The organism is Bradyrhizobium sp. TM239 (assembly GCF_036247985.1).
Lineage (GTDB): Bacteria > Pseudomonadota > Alphaproteobacteria > Rhizobiales > Xanthobacteraceae > Bradyrhizobium > Bradyrhizobium ottawaense.
In genome coordinates this window covers 140589-157069 of record NZ_BTIR01000004.1, presented here as the reverse complement: position 1 = coordinate 157069, position 16481 = coordinate 140589, and the positions used below count along the sequence as shown (strand labels likewise).

The 16481-nt window shown below is 64.6% G+C and carries 15 protein-coding genes; 7 read left to right on the top strand and 8 right to left on the bottom strand.

What is annotated here, in order from left to right:
* Positions 1-25: 25 nt before the first annotated feature.
* From AABA84_RS08315 to AABA84_RS08295, 5 genes are read right to left on the bottom strand one after another with little or no spacing between them, the layout of a single operon-like run.
* Positions 26-1723, bottom strand: coding sequence for a methyl-accepting chemotaxis protein (locus AABA84_RS08315; protein WP_212251173.1), 1698 nt, complete (start codon positions 1721-1723; stop codon positions 26-28).
* Positions 1724-1760: 37 nt separating this feature from the next.
* Positions 1761-2222, bottom strand: a complete 462-nt coding sequence (locus AABA84_RS08310; protein WP_212251171.1) for a chemotaxis protein CheW — start codon at positions 2220-2222, stop codon at positions 1761-1763.
* Positions 2222-4297: a chemotaxis protein CheA gene (locus tag AABA84_RS08305; protein ID WP_338311827.1), complete on the bottom strand. Its 2076-nt coding sequence runs from the start codon at positions 4295-4297 to the stop codon at positions 2222-2224. The genes AABA84_RS08310 and AABA84_RS08305 overlap by 1 nt, the downstream gene beginning before the upstream one ends.
* Positions 4294-4659 (bottom strand): response regulator, encoded by a 366-nt coding sequence (locus AABA84_RS08300; RefSeq protein WP_018317043.1) that lies wholly within the window; start codon positions 4657-4659, stop codon positions 4294-4296. The genes AABA84_RS08305 and AABA84_RS08300 overlap by 4 nt, the downstream gene beginning before the upstream one ends.
* A complete protein-coding gene (locus tag AABA84_RS08295) occupies positions 4659-4982 on the bottom strand; it encodes an STAS domain-containing protein (RefSeq protein WP_018317042.1) in 324 nt (107 codons plus the stop codon). Before AABA84_RS08295 ends, AABA84_RS08300 begins: the two co-directional genes overlap by 1 nt.
* A 270-nt stretch (positions 4983-5252) precedes the next feature.
* On the opposite strand from AABA84_RS08295, the gene AABA84_RS08290 reads away from it, so the two are divergent.
* The 3 genes from AABA84_RS08290 (at position 5253) to AABA84_RS08280 (ending at position 9397) form a co-directional block, all read left to right on the top strand.
* On the top strand, positions 5253-6374 hold the full coding sequence (locus AABA84_RS08290; RefSeq protein ID WP_338311826.1) for an HD domain-containing phosphohydrolase: 1122 nt from the start codon (positions 5253-5255) through the stop codon (positions 6372-6374).
* Between the two features lie 186 nt (positions 6375-6560).
* Positions 6561-7229 carry a hypothetical protein gene (locus AABA84_RS08285; protein ID WP_338308257.1) on the top strand — a complete coding sequence of 223 codons (669 nt, stop codon included), beginning with the start codon at positions 6561-6563 and terminating at the stop codon, positions 7227-7229.
* A 17-nt stretch (positions 7230-7246) separates the two neighbouring features.
* Entirely contained in the window at positions 7247-9397 is a 2151-nt protein-coding gene (locus tag AABA84_RS08280) for an adenylate/guanylate cyclase domain-containing protein (RefSeq protein ID WP_338311825.1), read from the top strand.
* A gap of 45 nt (positions 9398-9442) precedes the next feature.
* Here the strand turns inward: AABA84_RS08280 and pobA are convergent, their stop codons facing one another.
* Positions 9443-10615, bottom strand: a complete 1173-nt coding sequence (pobA, locus tag AABA84_RS08275; protein WP_338311824.1) for a 4-hydroxybenzoate 3-monooxygenase — start codon at positions 10613-10615, stop codon at positions 9443-9445.
* 50 nt (positions 10616-10665) lie between these two features.
* On the opposite strand from pobA, the gene AABA84_RS08270 reads away from it, so the two are divergent.
* Both AABA84_RS08270 and AABA84_RS08265 read left to right on the top strand, forming a co-directional pair.
* On the top strand, positions 10666-11571 hold the full coding sequence (locus AABA84_RS08270) for a helix-turn-helix domain-containing protein (RefSeq protein WP_338311823.1): 906 nt from the start codon (positions 10666-10668) through the stop codon (positions 11569-11571).
* A gap of 353 nt (positions 11572-11924) precedes the next feature.
* Positions 11925-12536 carry a LabA-like NYN domain-containing protein gene (locus AABA84_RS08265; protein ID WP_212251161.1) on the top strand — a complete coding sequence of 204 codons (612 nt, stop codon included), beginning with the start codon at positions 11925-11927 and terminating at the stop codon, positions 12534-12536.
* A gap of 24 nt (positions 12537-12560) precedes the next feature.
* Here the strand turns inward: AABA84_RS08265 and pcaG are convergent, their stop codons facing one another.
* Complete coding sequence (pcaG, locus tag AABA84_RS08260) at positions 12561-13187, bottom strand: protocatechuate 3,4-dioxygenase subunit alpha (RefSeq protein ID WP_212251159.1); 627 nt, start codon at positions 13185-13187, stop codon at positions 12561-12563.
* 3 nt (positions 13188-13190) lie between these two features.
* Positions 13191-13979: a protocatechuate 3,4-dioxygenase subunit beta gene (gene pcaH / locus AABA84_RS08255; RefSeq protein ID WP_038972019.1), complete on the bottom strand. Its 789-nt coding sequence runs from the start codon at positions 13977-13979 to the stop codon at positions 13191-13193.
* Between the two features lie 100 nt (positions 13980-14079).
* Between pcaH and AABA84_RS08250 the strand changes: the two genes are divergently transcribed.
* Both AABA84_RS08250 and pncB read left to right on the top strand, forming a co-directional pair.
* Positions 14080-15000, top strand: coding sequence for a LysR family transcriptional regulator (locus AABA84_RS08250; protein WP_338311822.1), 921 nt, complete (start codon positions 14080-14082; stop codon positions 14998-15000).
* Between the two features lie 79 nt (positions 15001-15079).
* Positions 15080-16384 carry a nicotinate phosphoribosyltransferase gene (gene pncB / locus AABA84_RS08245; protein ID WP_212251155.1) on the top strand — a complete coding sequence of 435 codons (1305 nt, stop codon included), beginning with the start codon at positions 15080-15082 and terminating at the stop codon, positions 16382-16384.
* Positions 16385-16481 lie beyond the last annotated feature (97 nt).

Below are 16481 nucleotides of genomic sequence, written 5' to 3'. Positions count from 1 at the left end.
TCCGGCACAAGGCCGGACCGGTCGATCAGCGTTGGAACTCGGCGTCGCGATCGTCTTCGCCGTCATTCATGTCGAAGGCGAAGCCACCGCCACCGGCGACTTTCATCGCGCGTGCCGGCTTGCGGGCAGGCACCGGCTTCTTCATGCCGCGATCGGCGGCCGCCATGTGCGCAGCCTTGGCCCGGAGCTGACCGACGGCGCGGTCGATCGGCTCGGCTGCCGCCTTCTCTCTTCGCGCAGCCTCCTCGATCCGGAAGAACGAGATGGTGGACTGCAGCTGCTCGGCTTGCGAGGCGAGCTCTTCCGAGGTCGACGACACCTGCTCGGAGGCACTGGCGTTCTGCTGGCCGACCTTGTCGAGCTGCTGAATCGCCTGGTTGATCTGAGCCGAGCCGACGTCCTGCTCGCGGCAGGCCGCGGTGATCTCTTGCACCAGCTCGGCGGTCTTCTTGATGTCGGGCACGAGCTTGGACAGCATCTGGCCGGCTTCCTGAGCGACCTTTACGCTCTCCGTGGACAGCGTCCCGATGTCGGCCGCGGCGGCCTGGCTGCGCTCGGCAAGCTTGCGCACCTCGGAGGCGACCACCGCAAAGCCCTTGCCGTGCTCACCTGCGCGCGCGGCTTCCACCGCGGCGTTGAGCGCGAGCAGGTCGGTCTGGCGTGCGATCTCCTGCACGATCGTGATCTTCTCGGCGATTGTCTGCATCGCCTCGACGGCACGGCCCACCGCGACACCGCTGGCTTCGGCGTCCTTGGCCGACTGCCCCGCGATCTTCTCGGTCTGGTTGGCGTTGTCGGCATTCTGTTTCACGTTCGAGGCCATCTCCTCCATCGAGGAGGAGGCTTCCTCGGCGGACGAAGCCTGCTCGGTCGCGCCTTGCGAGAGCTGCTCGGCGCTCGCGGACAACTCCTGGCTTCCGGCGGAGACGTTCTGCGCCGCCGTGATCGCCTCGGCGACGATCTGCCGGAGCTTTTCGACCATCCCATTCAGCGACCTGACGAGATCTCCGATCTCGTCGTTGCTCGCCGAGGGAATGGTCTGGCTGAGATCGCCCTCCGCGACCGCACCTGCAAGGCCAACGGCCCTTCCGAGCGCACGGCTGATCGAGATGGAAATCCAGAGCGCAGCCCCGATCGCAACCGCCAGCGAGATGCCGATCAGCGTCATCAGCAGGAACTGGGCCTGGTGCCCCTCTGCCTTGGACTGGACGGCCTGCTCGGCCATCTGCTTCTTCGTATTGGCGACATAGGCGCCCATGGATTCCATCGCGTCCGCGACGACCTTGCGGCCGTCACCCATCGAGCGCTCCATGGCCTTCGTCTTGTCGGTCTTCGCCAGCCGGATCGTCTCTTCCTGGTAGGCATTCATCTTGGCGTAAACGGCTGCGAAGCTGTCGAGCAGCTTCCTGCCTCCCTCGCTCGCCAGCGCGTAGACTTCATCCCTGGTCTTCGTCGCCTCCTCGCGAAGCCTGGCGGCCTCGGCGGCAAACTGGTCGGCCTGAGCCTCCGTGCCGAGCACCGAGTTCTTCTCGGCGCGCAGCTGAAGCAGGATGTCCTTTTCGATCTGCGTCGCCTTTTCCATGCGGTTTGCGCGCAGAACCATGCTGTCGGCGGTCGCCATCATGTCGCCGAGCTTCATGTAAGCCACGCCGCCCGCGATCCCGGACAGGACGATGATCACGCCGAACGCGCTGGCAAGCTTTGCCTTGACCGTAAATCTCATTTCCAGCCCCCACCCAGGTCTCGCCCGAGACCTCATCTCAATTTAGAATGCGTTCCATGTTCGGAACGATGACGAACTCTTCACGCCATTTCGCGATGAAGCGAATGAACTCCGGCTTCCAGTGCATGCCGACGCGCGGCGTCTGCTGCACGTCGGTCTGGGAAATCTCCGTGACCTCGTAGACCTTGTCGGCGGTGACGCCGACCAGGACCGGCTCGCCGTCGAGCTCGAGCTCGATGACCACGATGCGCGTATCGGCGGAATCATCGAGCTGCGGCATGCCGAAGCGGATGCGCAGGTCGGCGAGCGGAATGACATTGCCGCGCACGTTGATCACGCTGGGAACGAAGGCGCGCGCGCCTGCCACCTTGGTCACGGGGACGGGATCGATGATCTCGCGCACGAGGCCGGCGTCGAGCGCGAACTTCTCCTCGCCAAGGCCGATCATCACGACCTGCATCGCGTCAGCCTGCCGTTCGCCAGCCAAACCCTCGTTCATCACGCCGCCTCGCTGATATGCTGCTTCTCGACCTTCGACTGCGCCAACGCGACGAGCTGCGCGACGTCGAGGATCAATGCCGCCGTGCCATCGCCAAGGATGGTCGCGCCGGAGAACATCGTGACGTCCGAATGCAGCTTGGAGAGCGACTTGATCACGGTCTGGTGGTTGCCGATGATCTGGTCGGCTACGAGACCGACGTGAGTCTCGCCGGTCGAGATGATGATCGTCTTCTGGTGCCGGTCGGGCGTGCCCGATGCGGTCATGATCTCGCGCAGCCGGAGGAAGGGCACGAGATTGCCGCGCACGTTGAGGAAATTGCGGCCGCGGGAGCGCTCGTCCTCGGCGGTCAGCTCGATGCATTCCTCGACCGCCGACAGCGGAATGATGTAACGGCCTTCGCCGACGCGGATCAGCAGGCCTTCGATGATCGCCAGCGTCAGCGGCAGGCGCAGCGTCACCGTGGTGCCCTGACCCGGCCTGGTCGACAGGTCGATCGTGCCGCGCATGTTCTCGATGGTTCGCTTGACCACGTCCATGCCGACGCCGCGGCCTGACAGCGCCGAGATGGTCTGCGCGGTCGAGAAGCCGGGATGGAACAGGAACTGATGGATCTCATGATCGGTGAGCACGGCTCCGGCCGCGATCAGCCCCTGCTCTTCCGCTTTCGCACGGATGCGCGCGGTGTTGAGGCCGCCGCCATTGTCCTTCACGGTGACGAGCACCTGCGCGCCGGAATGGACGGCGGCGAGCTCGATGCGGCCCTGCTCGGTCTTGCCATTGGCAGCACGCGTGGCGGTATCTTCGATGCCGTGGTCGATCGCGTTGCGGATGAGGTGCACCAGGGGATCGGCCAGGCACTCGATCATGGTCTTGTCGAGTTCGGTGTCCTCGCCCGTGGTGACGAATTCCACCGGCTTGGACAGATCCCGCGACAGATCATGCACGAGGCGGCGGAAACGGCCGAACAGCGATCCGATCGGCACCATGCGCGCACCCATCGTGGTATCGCGCAAGGAGGAGGCGAGGCGCTCGATCTCCTCGGCGATCATCTTGATCGAGAGGTCGGAGCCGGAGGCGGCGAGCTGGGTCAGCCGCGCCTGGGCGATGACGAGCTCGCCAACGCGGTCCATCAGCTCGTCGAGACGCTCGGCCTGGACGCGGACGGTGGCGATGCCGCGATCGTCGCGCTTGGCCTCGAGCTTCGGTTCGGGCTTTGATTCGGATTTCGGCTCCGCCTTTGCGACGGGCTGCTCGGCGACGGGCGCGGCAGCAGCCTCGACCAGCGGCGCAGGCATGTCGACCACCGGGGCCAGCTCCTCGTCGAGCAACTGGAACAGCGGTGCCGGCGCAGGCGCTTCGACATGCTCCAGGGGCGAGAGCGTCAGCTTCATCTCGTCCTGGACGAACATGAAGACGTCGTCGATCGCGTCCTTGTCGCAGGCCGCGTGCAGCTTGACGTCCCACTTCAGATAACAGTCTTCCGGCTCCATCTCGTCGAGGAACGGGACGCCGTCGGTGACAGGCACGACGAAGCAGGGGCCGAGCTTGCAGAGGTCTTCCAGCAGGTCGAGTGGGTTCGAGCCGTTGCGCAGGATATGGGTTTCGAATTCCAGATAGAGGTGCCAGCCGGCCTGCTTGCTCCCGGCGGGAGCCAGCGGCGGGGCTTCGGCAATCTCCGCGACCGCTACAACGGGCTGGTCGGCCGAGACGAAGCGCTTGAGGTCGTCGAGGATGGCCTCGCCGATGATGTCGTCGGTCGACTGGGGATCTTCGATCAACGCGCGGATGTAGTCCTTGGCGGCGAGCGCGACCGAGATCAGCTCCTGGGTCGGCTTGATCTCGCCCTTGCGGACGCGGTCGAAGGCGGTCTCGAATTCGTGGGTGAAGGAGGCGACCTTGTCGAAGCCGAACATGGCGCCCGAACCCTTGATCGTATGCAGGGCGCGGAAGGCGGAATCGACCAGTTCGCGGTCGTCGGGACGCTGGCCGAGATCGAGCAGGGCCCCTTCAAGAACTTCGAAGAGCTCGCTGGCTTCCTGACGAAAGACCTCGGTCGGGTCCATTGCGCTCATGCGCGCACCAGCTTGCCGACCACGGCGAGCAGCTGCTCGGGCTTGAACGGTTTGGTGATCCAGCCGGTGGCGCCGGCGCTCTTGGCCTCCTGCTTCACCGTGTCGTTGGATTCGGTCGTCAGGAACACGATGGGCATGCCGACCGCGCTCGGCAGCTTGCGCAGCGCCCGGATCAGCTCCAGCCCGTTCATGACGGGCATGTTGAGGTCGGTGATCACGAGATCGAGCTTGCCGGCCTGTGCCTTGGCGAGCCCTTGCGCACCGTCGCCGGCCTCGATCACGCTGTGACCGGCCGGCTCGAGCACCACCTTGATCATTTGCCGGATGCTGGGGGAATCGTCGACGGTCAGAATCGTGGCCATTAGGTGCCATCTTTCTTTTGCGGGAAATGCTGATCGATCATCGCCTCGCTGGTGAAGCCGGCGCGGCGAAGGGTGTTGCGAAGAGACTGTGAGAAGGAGGTCAGCACCACCGGACGGCCCTGGGCCTGCCCCGTCTTGGCTGTCGACAGCAGAAGCTGGATCGAGGTCACGTCGGCCTTGTCGACGCTCGAGCAGTCGATCTCGAGCCGCTCCTGGCGGCCGAAGGCTTCGCGAATGAGCTCATAGACATTGCGAATGGCCGCGATGCTGCAATCGGCGGGCAACCGCAACGACCACTTCGGCTCCGTGGGATTGAGCGCCATCGCTGCCCGCCTTTTGCTTAAATCCGATACTCGTTTGACGTGAATCGAATGAGCAAACCCCTAACGCGAGCATCCGTACAACTACGGGTCACATTCCCGCGGAATTCGCGCAACTGCATGCAGACGTGCACAGCCTGCCGACGTCTTTCATGCGCGGCGCGCATATCCGCGGCGCGTGCGCTCCCGTACGGCGCATTTGCTTCGCGTTAAATTCACTCGGGCTATGGCTTGAGTTCGTGTCTTTGCCAGCGAAGAGAGCCCCGGCCGCCGATGCTGACCCAAGCGCTTCTGGTTGACGACAGCCGCTCCGTCCTCAACTTCCTGAAACGTCACATCGAGGCCGAAGGCCTGGTCGAGGCCACCACCTTCCTCGATCCCGTGGAAGCGCTGACCTGCGCGCGCGAACGCGGCTTCGATCTCGTGCTGGTCGACTACGAGATGCCGCACATGGACGGCATCAGCTTCATCCGCACCTTCCGTGCCCTGCCCGGCTGCGCCGACATCCCGATCGCGATGATCACGTCGCGACAGACCGATGACGTCAAGATGGAAGCGCTGCGGGCCGGTGCAACCGATTTCCTGCCCAAGCAGCCGCAGAGCGTCGAGATGACGGTGCGCCTGCGGAATTTAATTCAGCTTGGTGCAGCCGTGCGCAAGCTCAACGACCGTGCCGCGCATCTGGCCAGCGAAGTCGCGGCCGCGACACGAAAGCTCGGCGAACGCGAGGAGGAGATCATCCTGCGACTCGCGCTCGCGGTGGAATACCGTGACAACGACACCGGCGAGCACACGCTGCGGGTTGCCAGGTACAGCCGCATCATCGCCGAGCAGCTCGGACTGCCGGCCCGGCTTTGCCGCGACATTTATCTGGCCGCGCCCCTGCATGACGTCGGCAAGGTCGCCATTCCCGACAACATTCTGCTCAAGCCCGGCAGGCTGACCGACGACGAGATGGCGGTGATCCGCACCCATGCGACGATCGGCGAGCGGATCCTGGCGGACTCCGGTTGCGAGCTGATCCAGCTCGGTGCGCAAATTGCCGCAGGCCATCACGAACGCTGGGACGGTGCGGGCTATCCAAACGGCCTGAAGGCAGACGCGATTCCGGTGGCGGCGCGCGTGGTTGCGGTCGCCGACGTCTTCGACGCGCTGACGACACGACGACCATATAAAGAGCCGATGCCGATCGAGATGGCTCGCGGCTATTTGGTCGAGAACATGGGCCGGCAGTTCGATCCGGCCTGCGTCGAGGCCTTCTTGTTGCGCTGGGACGAGGTGGTCGAGATCGCCGGTGAGCGGGCGACGCCATTTCACAAGGCCGAGGCTCCGCTCACTCCGATCATGGCGTCTCCGGCCGAGCGCCGTTCGCCTGAGGCTGCCACGGCCATCTGATTTCGCCGTCCGGCCAACAGCTTGGCCCCCTCCTTTGTCGGCGATGGCCGGCTTGAACCACTTCCTGCTAGAGTGCACCAATAATCAAAGAGTGATTCTGGTCACACTTGCCTGGGCGCCTCCGATGCTAAAAATCGCACCGGGACGGGGACCAGCAATTATCGGTCGAATTGAATGAGAATAGCCATGAGAAGCCTGATCGGCGCTGTTGTCGGCGCATTCTGTACTGCGGCCCCTGCCTTGGCAGAGACGCCAGCCGCGATCGTCGAGGATCTGCAAGGCAAGGTCGATGGCGTCGAGTTCATGGACTATGTCGCCGCGGGCAAGATCATCAAGCTCGGGCCCAAGGCCAGCATTACGCTCAGCTATCTCAAATCCTGCCTGCGCGAGACCATCAGCGAGGGCGTCGTGCTGGTCGGCGCCGAGCAGAGCACCGTGCAGCTCGGCGACGTGCAGCGCGCCAAGGTGCCATGTGACACCAAGGCGGCGCAGCTCTCCGAACGCGAGGCGAACCAGAGTGCGGCGACCACGTTCCGGACCATGCGGTCCGACGCCAAGGGCGCTCCGTCCAAGCTGCCGACGATCTACGGCACAGCGCCGCTGATCCAGGCCAAGAGCGGCAGCACGCTGGTGATCGAGCGCACCGACGGCAAGGAACCCACGATCAGCGTGCCGCTCAAGAACGACATCATGATCCGCGGCAAATTCTATGACTTTGCCAAGGCCGGGAAGTCGCTGACCCCGGGCGGCAGCTATCTCGCGAGCCTCGGGGCCAAGCGGTACACCTTCCAGGTCGATGCCAGCGCCACCTCGTCGCCGACCCCGATCATCGGCCGCCTGTTGCGGCTCGAATAAGAGCCTGCGACGGAGCGATGCGGCGGATCGGGGGACGGGACATCGTTGCGGCGATCCTGATTGCGCTCCTCACGGGCGCGATCTTCACGTCGCCGCCGCTGCAAACCCTGCAAGGCCTTTCGCTCGACATCCTCACGGCGATGCGCGGAAGGCTTCTCGGCGACAGCCGCGACACCGCGACATCGCCGGTCGTTGTCGTGGCGATCGACGGGGAAACGTACGAGAGCCCACCCTTCCAGGGATCGCCGACACAAACCTGGACGCGCGAGATCGGCCGGGTGCTCGGCAGCATCACCGAGGGTGGCGCCAAGGTGATCGGCTTCGACGTCATCTTCAAGAATTCGATCGAGCAGTCTGAAATTCCCTTTGGCGACACCGCCCTTGGCGCCCGCGTGAAGGGTTTCGATCGGGATTACCTGATCGCGCTGCGGCAGATCTCTGACAGCGGCAAACTGGTGCTCGGCGAAATCCTGAGCAACGACCATCCGGAAGTGCCCTATCGCGCCCAGCAAGTGGCCGTCCGCAATACCGTGCGGGCGCTCAATGTTCACACCGACCACGACGACGTCATCCGGCGAATGCCGCTGAGCTTTGCCATCGAGGGGCGGCCGGTCCCCGCGATGGCGGTCGAGCTCGCTGCGCGCGCGACCGGCGCAAAGCCCGAAATTGCACCCTCCGGCGCGACCGAATTGTCCGGCTACGCGATCCCAAGTGCCGTGCCGAATACAATGGCGCTCAACTTCCGGGGGCTGGGACGCGACATCCCGACCTACTCTTTCGTCGATCTGCGCGCCTGCGTCGAAAAGGGTGACCGCGACTTCTTTCGCCGCGCCTTCGACGGCAAGGTCGTGCTGCTTGGTACGGTCCTGAATTTCGAGGACCGCAAGCTCACCTCGATGCGCCTGGCCGGCGGGTATGACGGCACGCCGGCGGCGCGATGTGCCCTGCCCGCGCCGGCAGGCACCGTGCAGAAGTCCCGGAGCGACATCGCCGGCGTGTTCGTGCACGCCACCGCGGTCCGAAATCTGATCGAGCGCGATGCCGTGACCGAGCTCGGCTTCCCGATGCGGACCATTCTTGCGATCGCGTTCGCAGCGATCATCGCCTGCGCGGCCTGCATGCTCGCGCCGAGCGGCGCACTGATGGCCTGGTTCGGCCTCACGGTCGCCTATGCGGCCATAGCCGTCAGCGCGTTCGTCCATGCCTTGGCGCTGCCGCTGACGGAGCCGGCACTCGCCAGCCTTGCCGCGCTTGCGATCATGATCGGCTACCGATTCATGCTGGCCGATCGCGACGAGCGCTTCCTGCGCAAGAGCTTTGCCTTTTACCTCGCGCCCGAGGTCATCGAGACCATGGTCACCTCCGGCAAGATGCCGGCGCTCGGCGGCGAGATGCGCAACGTCACCATGTTCTTCTCCGACCTCAGCGGTTTCTCGTCCATTGCCGAGACCATGACGCCGGGAGAACTGGTGACGCTGATGAACGAATATCTGTCCGCCATGACGGATATCATCGAAGGCCACGGCGGTTACGTCGACAAATATATCGGCGATTCCATCGTCGCGATGTTCGGCGCGCCGGCCGACGATCCCGCCCACGCGTGCAACGCGGTTCGCGCCGCGCTGAAGTGCCATGAGAAGCTTGCGGAGCTCAATGACGGCAATCCCGCTTTCGCCGGTCACGGCCTGTCGCATCGCATCGGACTGAACAGCGGCGAAGCCGTGGTCGGCAATATCGGCTCGCGCCGCCGCTTCAATTACACCGTGATGAGCGACACCGTGAATGTCGCCTCGCGGCTCGAGGGCGCCAACAAATATTACGGCACCGCGATCATGGCCTCGGAGACGACCATGACGCAGAGCGGCGACGCCTTTGCCTGGCGCGAGCTGGATGCGATCAGGGTCATGGGGCGCGGCGAAGCCATCAAGGTGTTCGAGCCGCTGGCGGAGAAGGGCGCGGAGAGTGCCGAACAGGCGAAGCTGACCGCAGCTTATGCTGAAGGACTGGCGTGCTGGCGGGCAAGGGAGTTTGCGAAGGCGGCCGATGCGTTCGGGCAGACGGCAAAGACCGATCCAGCGTCGGCGCTGTTCGCCAAGCGCGCGAGCGCGCTTGCGGCAAATCCCCCAACGTCGGATTGGGCGCCGGTCAATATCCTGGAAGGGAAATAGCGATGGCTCACCCTCCCCAGGAGCGAGGGTGAAAGTGGCGACTGCCTAGAACGGCAGTCCCACGTAATTCTCCGCGAGCAGGCGCTGCGCCGTCTCGGACGAGAGCAGATAATCCAATTCCGTCTGCTGAAGCCGGTCCTCGTATTCGAGGCGATCGGGGAAGCGGTGCAACAGCATCGTCATCCACCAGGAGAAGCGCTGCGCCTTCCAGATCCGCGCCAGTGCCTTGGCGGAGTAGCCCTTGAGGCCGGAATCATCACCGCTTTGATAATGCGCGAGCAAGGCGTGATAGAGATAGTAGATGTCGGAAGCGGCGCTGTTCAGCCCGCGCGCCCCTGTCGGCGGCACGATGTGAGCGGCATCGCCGGCGAGGAACAGCCGGCCATAGCTCATCGGCTCGGCAACGAAGCTGCGCAGCGGCGCGATGCTCTTCTCGATCGACGGCCCCGTGATCAGGTTGCCGGCGACCTCTCCCGGCAGGCGGCGCTTCAGCTCGGCCCAGAACGCATCATCGCTCCAATCCTCGACCTTGTCGGTCAGCGGCACCTGGATGTAGTAGCGGCTCAGCACCTGCGAGCGCAGCGAACAGAGCGCAAAGCCGCGCTCGTGCTTCACGTAGATCAGCTCGGGCGACACCGGCTTCGTGCGCGACAGCACCCCCAGCCAGCCGAACGGATAAACCTTCTCATATTCGCGCAGCACGTCCTTCGGGATCGACTTGCGGCTGACGCCGTGAAAACCGTCTGCGCCGACGACGTAGTCGCAATCGACGCGGACAGTCTCGCCGTTCGATCGATAGGTCACGTAGGGCCGGTCCGAGGTCAGATCATGCGGCGTCGCGTCCTGCGCATTGTGGACGACCTTGCCGCCGAGGCGGTCCCGCGCCTCATAGAGGTCGCGCGTCAGCTCGGTCTGGCCGTAGACCAGCACCGAACTGCCGCCGGAATGCTTGTGCAGATCGATCTTGGACAGCACGCCGTCATGGGCGATCTCGAAACCGGTATGGATCTCGCCCTCACGGTCCATCCGCTCGCCGCACTGCGCCTCGCGCATCAACTCGGCGAAGCCATGCTCGAGCACGCCGGCACGGATGCGGGCGAGCACATGGTCGCGGCTGTATTTCTCCAGCACGACCGCGTCGATCCCCTTCAGGTGCAGCAGCTGGGACAACAGCAGCCCGGACGGCCCGCCGCCGATGATACAGACCTGAACTTTCATTTTTGCGTCCTCCCGTCTGCACTTTTTTGCAGATTCAATGTCGCAAACCGATGGAGGGTTTCGTCTTTGTCTTGTACTATTCGAACATGATCACCGCGGTCCCCGCCCCGGCCATCCGGGTCTACAATTTGTTCGGCGAGTCCGGCGATCTGCCTGACGTCGTGCATTGCGAGACCATCGCGTCCCGCTCGGTGCTGCACGACTGGACCTTGGCGGTGCACCGCCATGCCCGGCTGCACCAGGTGCTGCTGATCGAGCGCGGCGGCGGCGAGGCAACGCTTGACGGGCGCGTGGTGCAGCTGAAGCCGATGCAGATCGTCAACGTGCCGGTCGGCCACGTCCACGGCTTCCGCTTCGTGCCCGATACCCAAGGCTGGGTGCTGACCATCGCCGCGGAAATTCTCGACGAGGCGCTGCTCGCCGCCGAGGGCCTGCGCAGCGCGCTGGCCCGCTCAGCCGTGGTGCGCGGAACGCCGCAGATCCGCACCACCATGAAGCAGATCTTCGCCGAACATGCCGCGCGCGATTTCGGCCGCGCGCATGTGCTGCGGGCGTTGTCGGCGGCCATGATCGGGCTGGTGGCCCGCGCGCTCACGAGCGAAAGCGGCGGCAACGGCACGGTCGAATCCAGCCTGTTCCGCCGCTTCGAGGCGCTGCTGGAGCAGCATCACCTGGAACGCTGGAGCGTCGCGGACTATGCCGAGGCGCTGGCGGTAACGCCGACACATCTCAACCGGATCACACGGGCGGCGACGGGTGATACCGCCTCGCACCTCATCCTCAACCGGCTGATCCGCGAGGCGCGGCGCAACCTCGTCTACACCAATCTGCCGGTCTCCACGATCGCCTACGCGCTCGGCTTCGAGGACCCCGCCTATTTCAGCCGGGTCTACACCGCAGCCACCGGGGTCTCACCGCGCGCCTTTCGCGCGCAGCTGCATGGCGATGAAGGCTGACACGTCGGACGAAGACTGAGCGCGCCCATGGTTGAAGGCTGTTTTGCCGCAATGGCCTTTGTTGCCGGCGCGACCACTTACCTTCGTATATCGGGTCCTATCCTTTGAATAGAAGCTCCTTACCTCCGTACAATTGAGCAGGGCGTACTCGCGCCTTAGCGTGGCTGCATTCGGCGCCCTGGCGCTGGTGGCATGGACCTCCTTGACCTTGGCGCAAGACGGCCACCCCCTGTCCGGTCGTCTGCGCCGCTTTTTTTAGCAAGCCATCGGCGCCTTCAGTATTTTCCGGCCGACATACCGTACCCTGACAGCTGATCGGCCAGCTTTGGTGTGGAACTGGAGATTTGAACACAATGTCTTCGATTGAGAAGATCGCACTCTTTATCGACGGCTCCAATTTCCATGCCACCTCCAAGGCGCTCGGCATCGACATCGATTACAGGCGTCTGCTCGGCGAATTCCAAAGCCGGGGCGTGCTGTTGCGGGCCTTCTACTACACGACCGTCATCGAGGATCAGGAGTATTCGTCGATCCGCCCGTTGATCGATTGGCTCGGCTATAACGGCTACACCGTCGTCACCAAGCTCACCAAGGAGTTCGTCGACGCCACCACGGGCCGCCGCAAGGTGAAGGGCAGCATGGATGTCGAACTCGCCGTAAGCGCGATGGAGCTCGCCAAGCACGTCGATCAGATCGTGCTGTTCTCGGGCGACGGGGATTTTCGTTCGCTGGTGGAAGCCCTGCAACGCCGCGGCGTCCGCGTGACGGTCGTCTCCACGCTCTCCACTCAGCCACCCATGGTCGCCGACGACCTGCGCCGACAGGCCGACATATTCATTGACCTGGCAGAACTGAGACAGAAAGTGGGGCGCGATCCGGCCGACCGGCCGGGATCGCGCGAAATGCGTCAGTCACCGCAATTCCTCGCGCGCGGAGCGATCAATCGCGGCGATCCGGTGGGGTGATCCTGCCGGACGGCGTCCGGATCCTCACACGTCGAAGAACACCGTCTCCTCCGGCCCCTGCAGATTGATCGTGAAGGAATACACGACCTTGCCGGCGCGCTCGCTGCGCTTTGCGATCAGCGTCGAGCGCCGGGCCGGCTGTTCGATCAGGTTGAGCACGGGGTCGGCGGCGTTGGCGGCCTCGTCATCCGAGAAATAAAGCCGCGTGTTGAGACCGATGTTGATGCCGCGCGCGACGATCCAGACATTGATGTGCGGCGCGCATGTCCGGCCGGCCTTGTCGGTGATCGCGCCCGGCTTGATGGTCTCGAAGGTGACGAGACCGCTCTCGAAGTCGGAGCCGGCGCGGCCCCAGCCGCGAAACTCCTGCTCCAGCGCGCCGGCCGAACGGTCGGCCGGGTGGTTGTAGCGACCGGCCGCGTTGGCCTGCCAGATCTCCAGCAGCACGTCGCGCAGCGGCGTTCCGGTGCCGTCGAGCACCTTACCTTCCAGCGTGATGCGCTCGCCTTCCGTATTCGGCGTTGTCAGGACATTCGAGAAGTTCTTCTCGAAGATGTCGAAGCCGGCCATCGCGGGGATCAAGCCGATATGGACGTAGGGCCCGGCCGTCTGCGAGGCGGTTTCCTTGAGATAGTTGAGCGGCTGCGGCATGGCTCAGTTCCCCGCGGTGCGGTTTTCAAAATAGGTGGAGCGCTGGCCGCGCAGGACGATGTCGAAGCGGTAGGCCAGCGAGTCGAACGGCGTCGAGGCGTTGAGATCGAGCGGCGCCACGAGACGGTCGAGCGCATCCTTGTCCGGAATCGTCGTCAGGATCGGACAGACCGGGATCAGGGGATCGCCCTCGAAATACATCTGCGTGATCAGCCGCTGCGCAAAGCCCGAACCGAACACGGAGAAATGGATGTGGGCGGGACGCCAGCTGTTGACGTAGTTGCGCCAGGGATAGGGCCCCGGCTTCACGGTGCGGAAATAATAGTAGCCGGTGTCGTCGGTCAGCGCGCGGCCGCAGCCGCCGAAATTCGGATCGATCGGCGCCAGATAGGTGTCCTTCTTGTGCCGGTAGCGACCGCCGGCATTGGCCTGCCAGAACTCGACCAGCGTGTTCGGAACGCCCCGGCCGGTCTCGTCCAGCACGCGGCCGTGGACGATGATGCGCTCGCCGACGGGATCGCCGTCCTTGGCGTAGTTGCGGATCAGATCATTGTCGAGCGGGCCGAGGTCGTTATGGCCGAACACCGGCCCCGTGATCTCCGAGACCGAACCCTCCAGCGACAGCAGCGACTGGCGCGGCGAGCGCAGCACCGAGGATTTGTAGCCCGGCGCATGCGCCGGCGGATGAATCGAACGATCCCGCTGGAAGAAGCCCCCGTCGCCGAGCGGCGGCGTCAAGGGCTCGGGGCGGTTGAGGCGGGGATCCCGCAAGACTGGCGCCTGGGCATTCATCGTGTCTCTCCCTGGGGCGCCCGGGTCCGGACGCGCGGCTTATCGGGAGATCATGGGCCGGTCTATTCCACAGATAAATAGATCGATTATAATATATTGCATGAAAGAAATCGATCATTTGGCCCTCGACGGCCACGCCCTCGAACTGTTCCTCGCCGTGCTGGAGGAAGGCTCGGTCACGGCGGCCGCGACGCGGCTCGGCCTGACCCAGTCCGCCGTCAGCCACGCCCTGAACAAGCTGCGGCGGATCGCGGGCGATCCGCTGTTCGCCAAATCCGGCCGCGGCATCGTCGCAACCGCGCATGCGCAAGGATTGGCCGCGAAGGCGCGCGCACTGATCGACGAGATGCGGAGCTTTGCCGGCGGCGTCAGCTTCGAGCCGCCACGCGCGCAGCTCTCGCTGACGGTCGCTGCCAATGACTTCCAGCGCGATCTGCTGCTGCCCCGGTTCTTCGACCATGTCGCCGGCCAGGTGAAGAGCCTGAACCTGCGCGTGATCCCCTCGCAGTCGCCCTCGCCCGCGATGCTGCGCGAGAACCGCTGCGATCTCCTGATCACGCCGCTGCCGCCGTCCGGCATCGACATCGTGCAGAAGCGCCTGCTCCAGGACCATTACGTCTGTTACTTCGATGCCAAGGCACGCACCGCGCCGGCCAGCCGTAGCGCCTATCTCGCCGCGCGCCACATCACCGTCGTCTATACCGACAATGAGCGGCTCGACTTCGACCGCCGGCTGGCGGCCAACGGTCTTCACCGCGACATCGCGATCTCGGTGCCGAGCTTTTCCGGCGTGCCGTCGTTCCTGCGCGGCTCGCAGATGCTGGCGAGCATGCCGAGCCTGCTCGCATCCGGGGTCATGCGCGGCTTCGCGCAAACGCGCATACCGCTGGCGTCCCGCACGCAGATGCTGGCCGAGCTGCCGATGTTCATGGTCTGGCACCAGCGCTATCAGAAAGATCCGGCTCATCGTTGGGTCAGGAGCCAGCTCGAGACGGTCGCAGCGACGGCTGCCAAGGCCTGATCGCCGTTACCGCCTTTCGGAAGACCACCCCTCGCCAAACCCACTGGTTGCGCGCGGGCCGTCGCGCTAAAATCCCCCCATGACAGTGACCGATATTGCGAGCCGAACCTACAATCACAGCTGGCGGCTGGACCCCATCATCCGCAGCCTGCTTGATACCGACTTCTACAAGCTATTGATGTTGCAAATGATTCGGGAGTCCTACCCGACGCAGCAGGTGACCTTCTCGGTCATCAACCGCTCGCGCCATGTGCGGCTCGCCGAGATCATCGACGAGGGCGAGCTGCGCGCCCAGCTCGACCATGCCCGCACCATCCGCTTCACCAAGAAGGAGCTGATCTGGCTGGCCGGTAACACCTTCTACGGCAAGACCCACATGTTCTCGGCGGACTTCATCCGCTGGCTGGCCGAATTCCGCCTCCCCGAGTATGAGCTGCGCAAGGTCGAGGGCCAGTACGAATTGCATTTCCACGGGCCCTGGACCCACACCACGATGTGGGAGATTCCGGCGCTCGCGATCCTCAACGAGCTGCGCTCCCGCGCGGCGATGAAGGGCCGCGGCCGCTTCGAGCTCGACGTGCTCTATGCCCGCGCCAAGGCCAAGCTGTGGACCAAGGTGGAGCGGCTGCGCAAGCTGGAGAATCTGCGCCTGTCCGACTTCGGCACCCGCCGCCGTCACGGCTTCCTCTGGCAGCGCTGGTGCGTGGAGGCGGTGAAGGAAGGCCTGGGCCCGTCCTTCATCGGCACCTCCAACGTGCTGCTCGCGATGGACAATGATCTCGAAGCCATCGGCACCAACGCGCATGAGCTGCCGATGGTCGCAGCCGCACTCGCCAGGGACGACGAGGAATTGCGCTGGGCGCCCTATCGCATTCTCGACCAGTGGCGCCAGACCTATGGCGGCAATTTGCTGATCGCGCTGCCCGACGCCTTCGGCACCAAGGCCTTCCTGCGCGATGCGCCGGAATGGGTCGCGGACTGGACCGGCTTCCGGCCCGACAGCGCGCCGCCGATCCAGGCCGGCGAAGAGATCGTCGCCTGGTGGGAAAAGAAGGGCCGCAATCCCAGGGACAAGCTGCTCGTCTTTTCCGATGCCATGGATGTCGGCTCGATCGAGGAGACCTATCACCACTTCGCCGGCCGGGTGCGGCTCTCCTTCGGCTGGGGCACCAACCTCACCAACGACTTCGTCGGCTGCCCGCCGGACGGCTCGTTCAACCTCGATCCGATCTCGCTGGTCTGCAAGGTGTCGTCGGTCGACGGCCATCCGGCCGTCAAGCTCTCCGATAATCCGGAAAAGGCGACCGGCATGCCCTCGGAGATCGAGCGTTATCTACGCGTGTTCGGCGACGCCGGCCGCGTCCGCAAGCCCGTGCTGGTCTAACGGCGCGACGAGATTCTCTCTATCGGGTAAACCGCGCACGACGAATGCGAGGCATTGCTTCGTCGATACCGCGCCTTTTCCGATTTGCCGGCATTTG

Excerpts from the sequence above, each read along its gene's own strand:
- AABA84_RS08315 (WP_212251173.1), bottom strand. The coding sequence starts at position 1,723 with ATGAGATTTACGGTCAAGGCAAAGCTTGCCAGCGCGTTCGGCGTGATC.
- AABA84_RS08310 (WP_212251171.1), bottom strand. The coding sequence starts at position 2,222 with ATGAACGAGGGTTTGGCTGGCGAACGGCAGGCTGACGCGATGCAGGTC.
- AABA84_RS08305 (WP_338311827.1), bottom strand. The coding sequence starts at position 4,297 with ATGAGCGCAATGGACCCGACCGAGGTCTTTCGTCAGGAAGCCAGCGAG.
- AABA84_RS08300 (WP_018317043.1), bottom strand. The coding sequence starts at position 4,659 with ATGGCCACGATTCTGACCGTCGACGATTCCCCCAGCATCCGGCAAATG.
- AABA84_RS08295 (WP_018317042.1), bottom strand. The coding sequence starts at position 4,982 with ATGGCGCTCAATCCCACGGAGCCGAAGTGGTCGTTGCGGTTGCCCGCC.
- AABA84_RS08290 (WP_338311826.1), top strand. The coding sequence starts at position 5,253 with ATGCTGACCCAAGCGCTTCTGGTTGACGACAGCCGCTCCGTCCTCAAC.
- AABA84_RS08285 (WP_338308257.1), top strand. The coding sequence starts at position 6,561 with ATGAGAAGCCTGATCGGCGCTGTTGTCGGCGCATTCTGTACTGCGGCC.
- AABA84_RS08280 (WP_338311825.1), top strand. The coding sequence starts at position 7,247 with ATGCGGCGGATCGGGGGACGGGACATCGTTGCGGCGATCCTGATTGCG.
- pobA (WP_338311824.1), bottom strand. The coding sequence starts at position 10,615 with ATGAAAGTTCAGGTCTGTATCATCGGCGGCGGGCCGTCCGGGCTGCTG.
- AABA84_RS08270 (WP_338311823.1), top strand. The coding sequence starts at position 10,666 with ATGGAGGGTTTCGTCTTTGTCTTGTACTATTCGAACATGATCACCGCG.
- AABA84_RS08265 (WP_212251161.1), top strand. The coding sequence starts at position 11,925 with ATGTCTTCGATTGAGAAGATCGCACTCTTTATCGACGGCTCCAATTTC.
- pcaG (WP_212251159.1), bottom strand. The coding sequence starts at position 13,187 with ATGCCGCAGCCGCTCAACTATCTCAAGGAAACCGCCTCGCAGACGGCC.
- pcaH (WP_038972019.1), bottom strand. The coding sequence starts at position 13,979 with ATGAATGCCCAGGCGCCAGTCTTGCGGGATCCCCGCCTCAACCGCCCC.
- AABA84_RS08250 (WP_338311822.1), top strand. The coding sequence starts at position 14,080 with ATGAAAGAAATCGATCATTTGGCCCTCGACGGCCACGCCCTCGAACTG.
- pncB (WP_212251155.1), top strand. The coding sequence starts at position 15,080 with ATGACAGTGACCGATATTGCGAGCCGAACCTACAATCACAGCTGGCGG.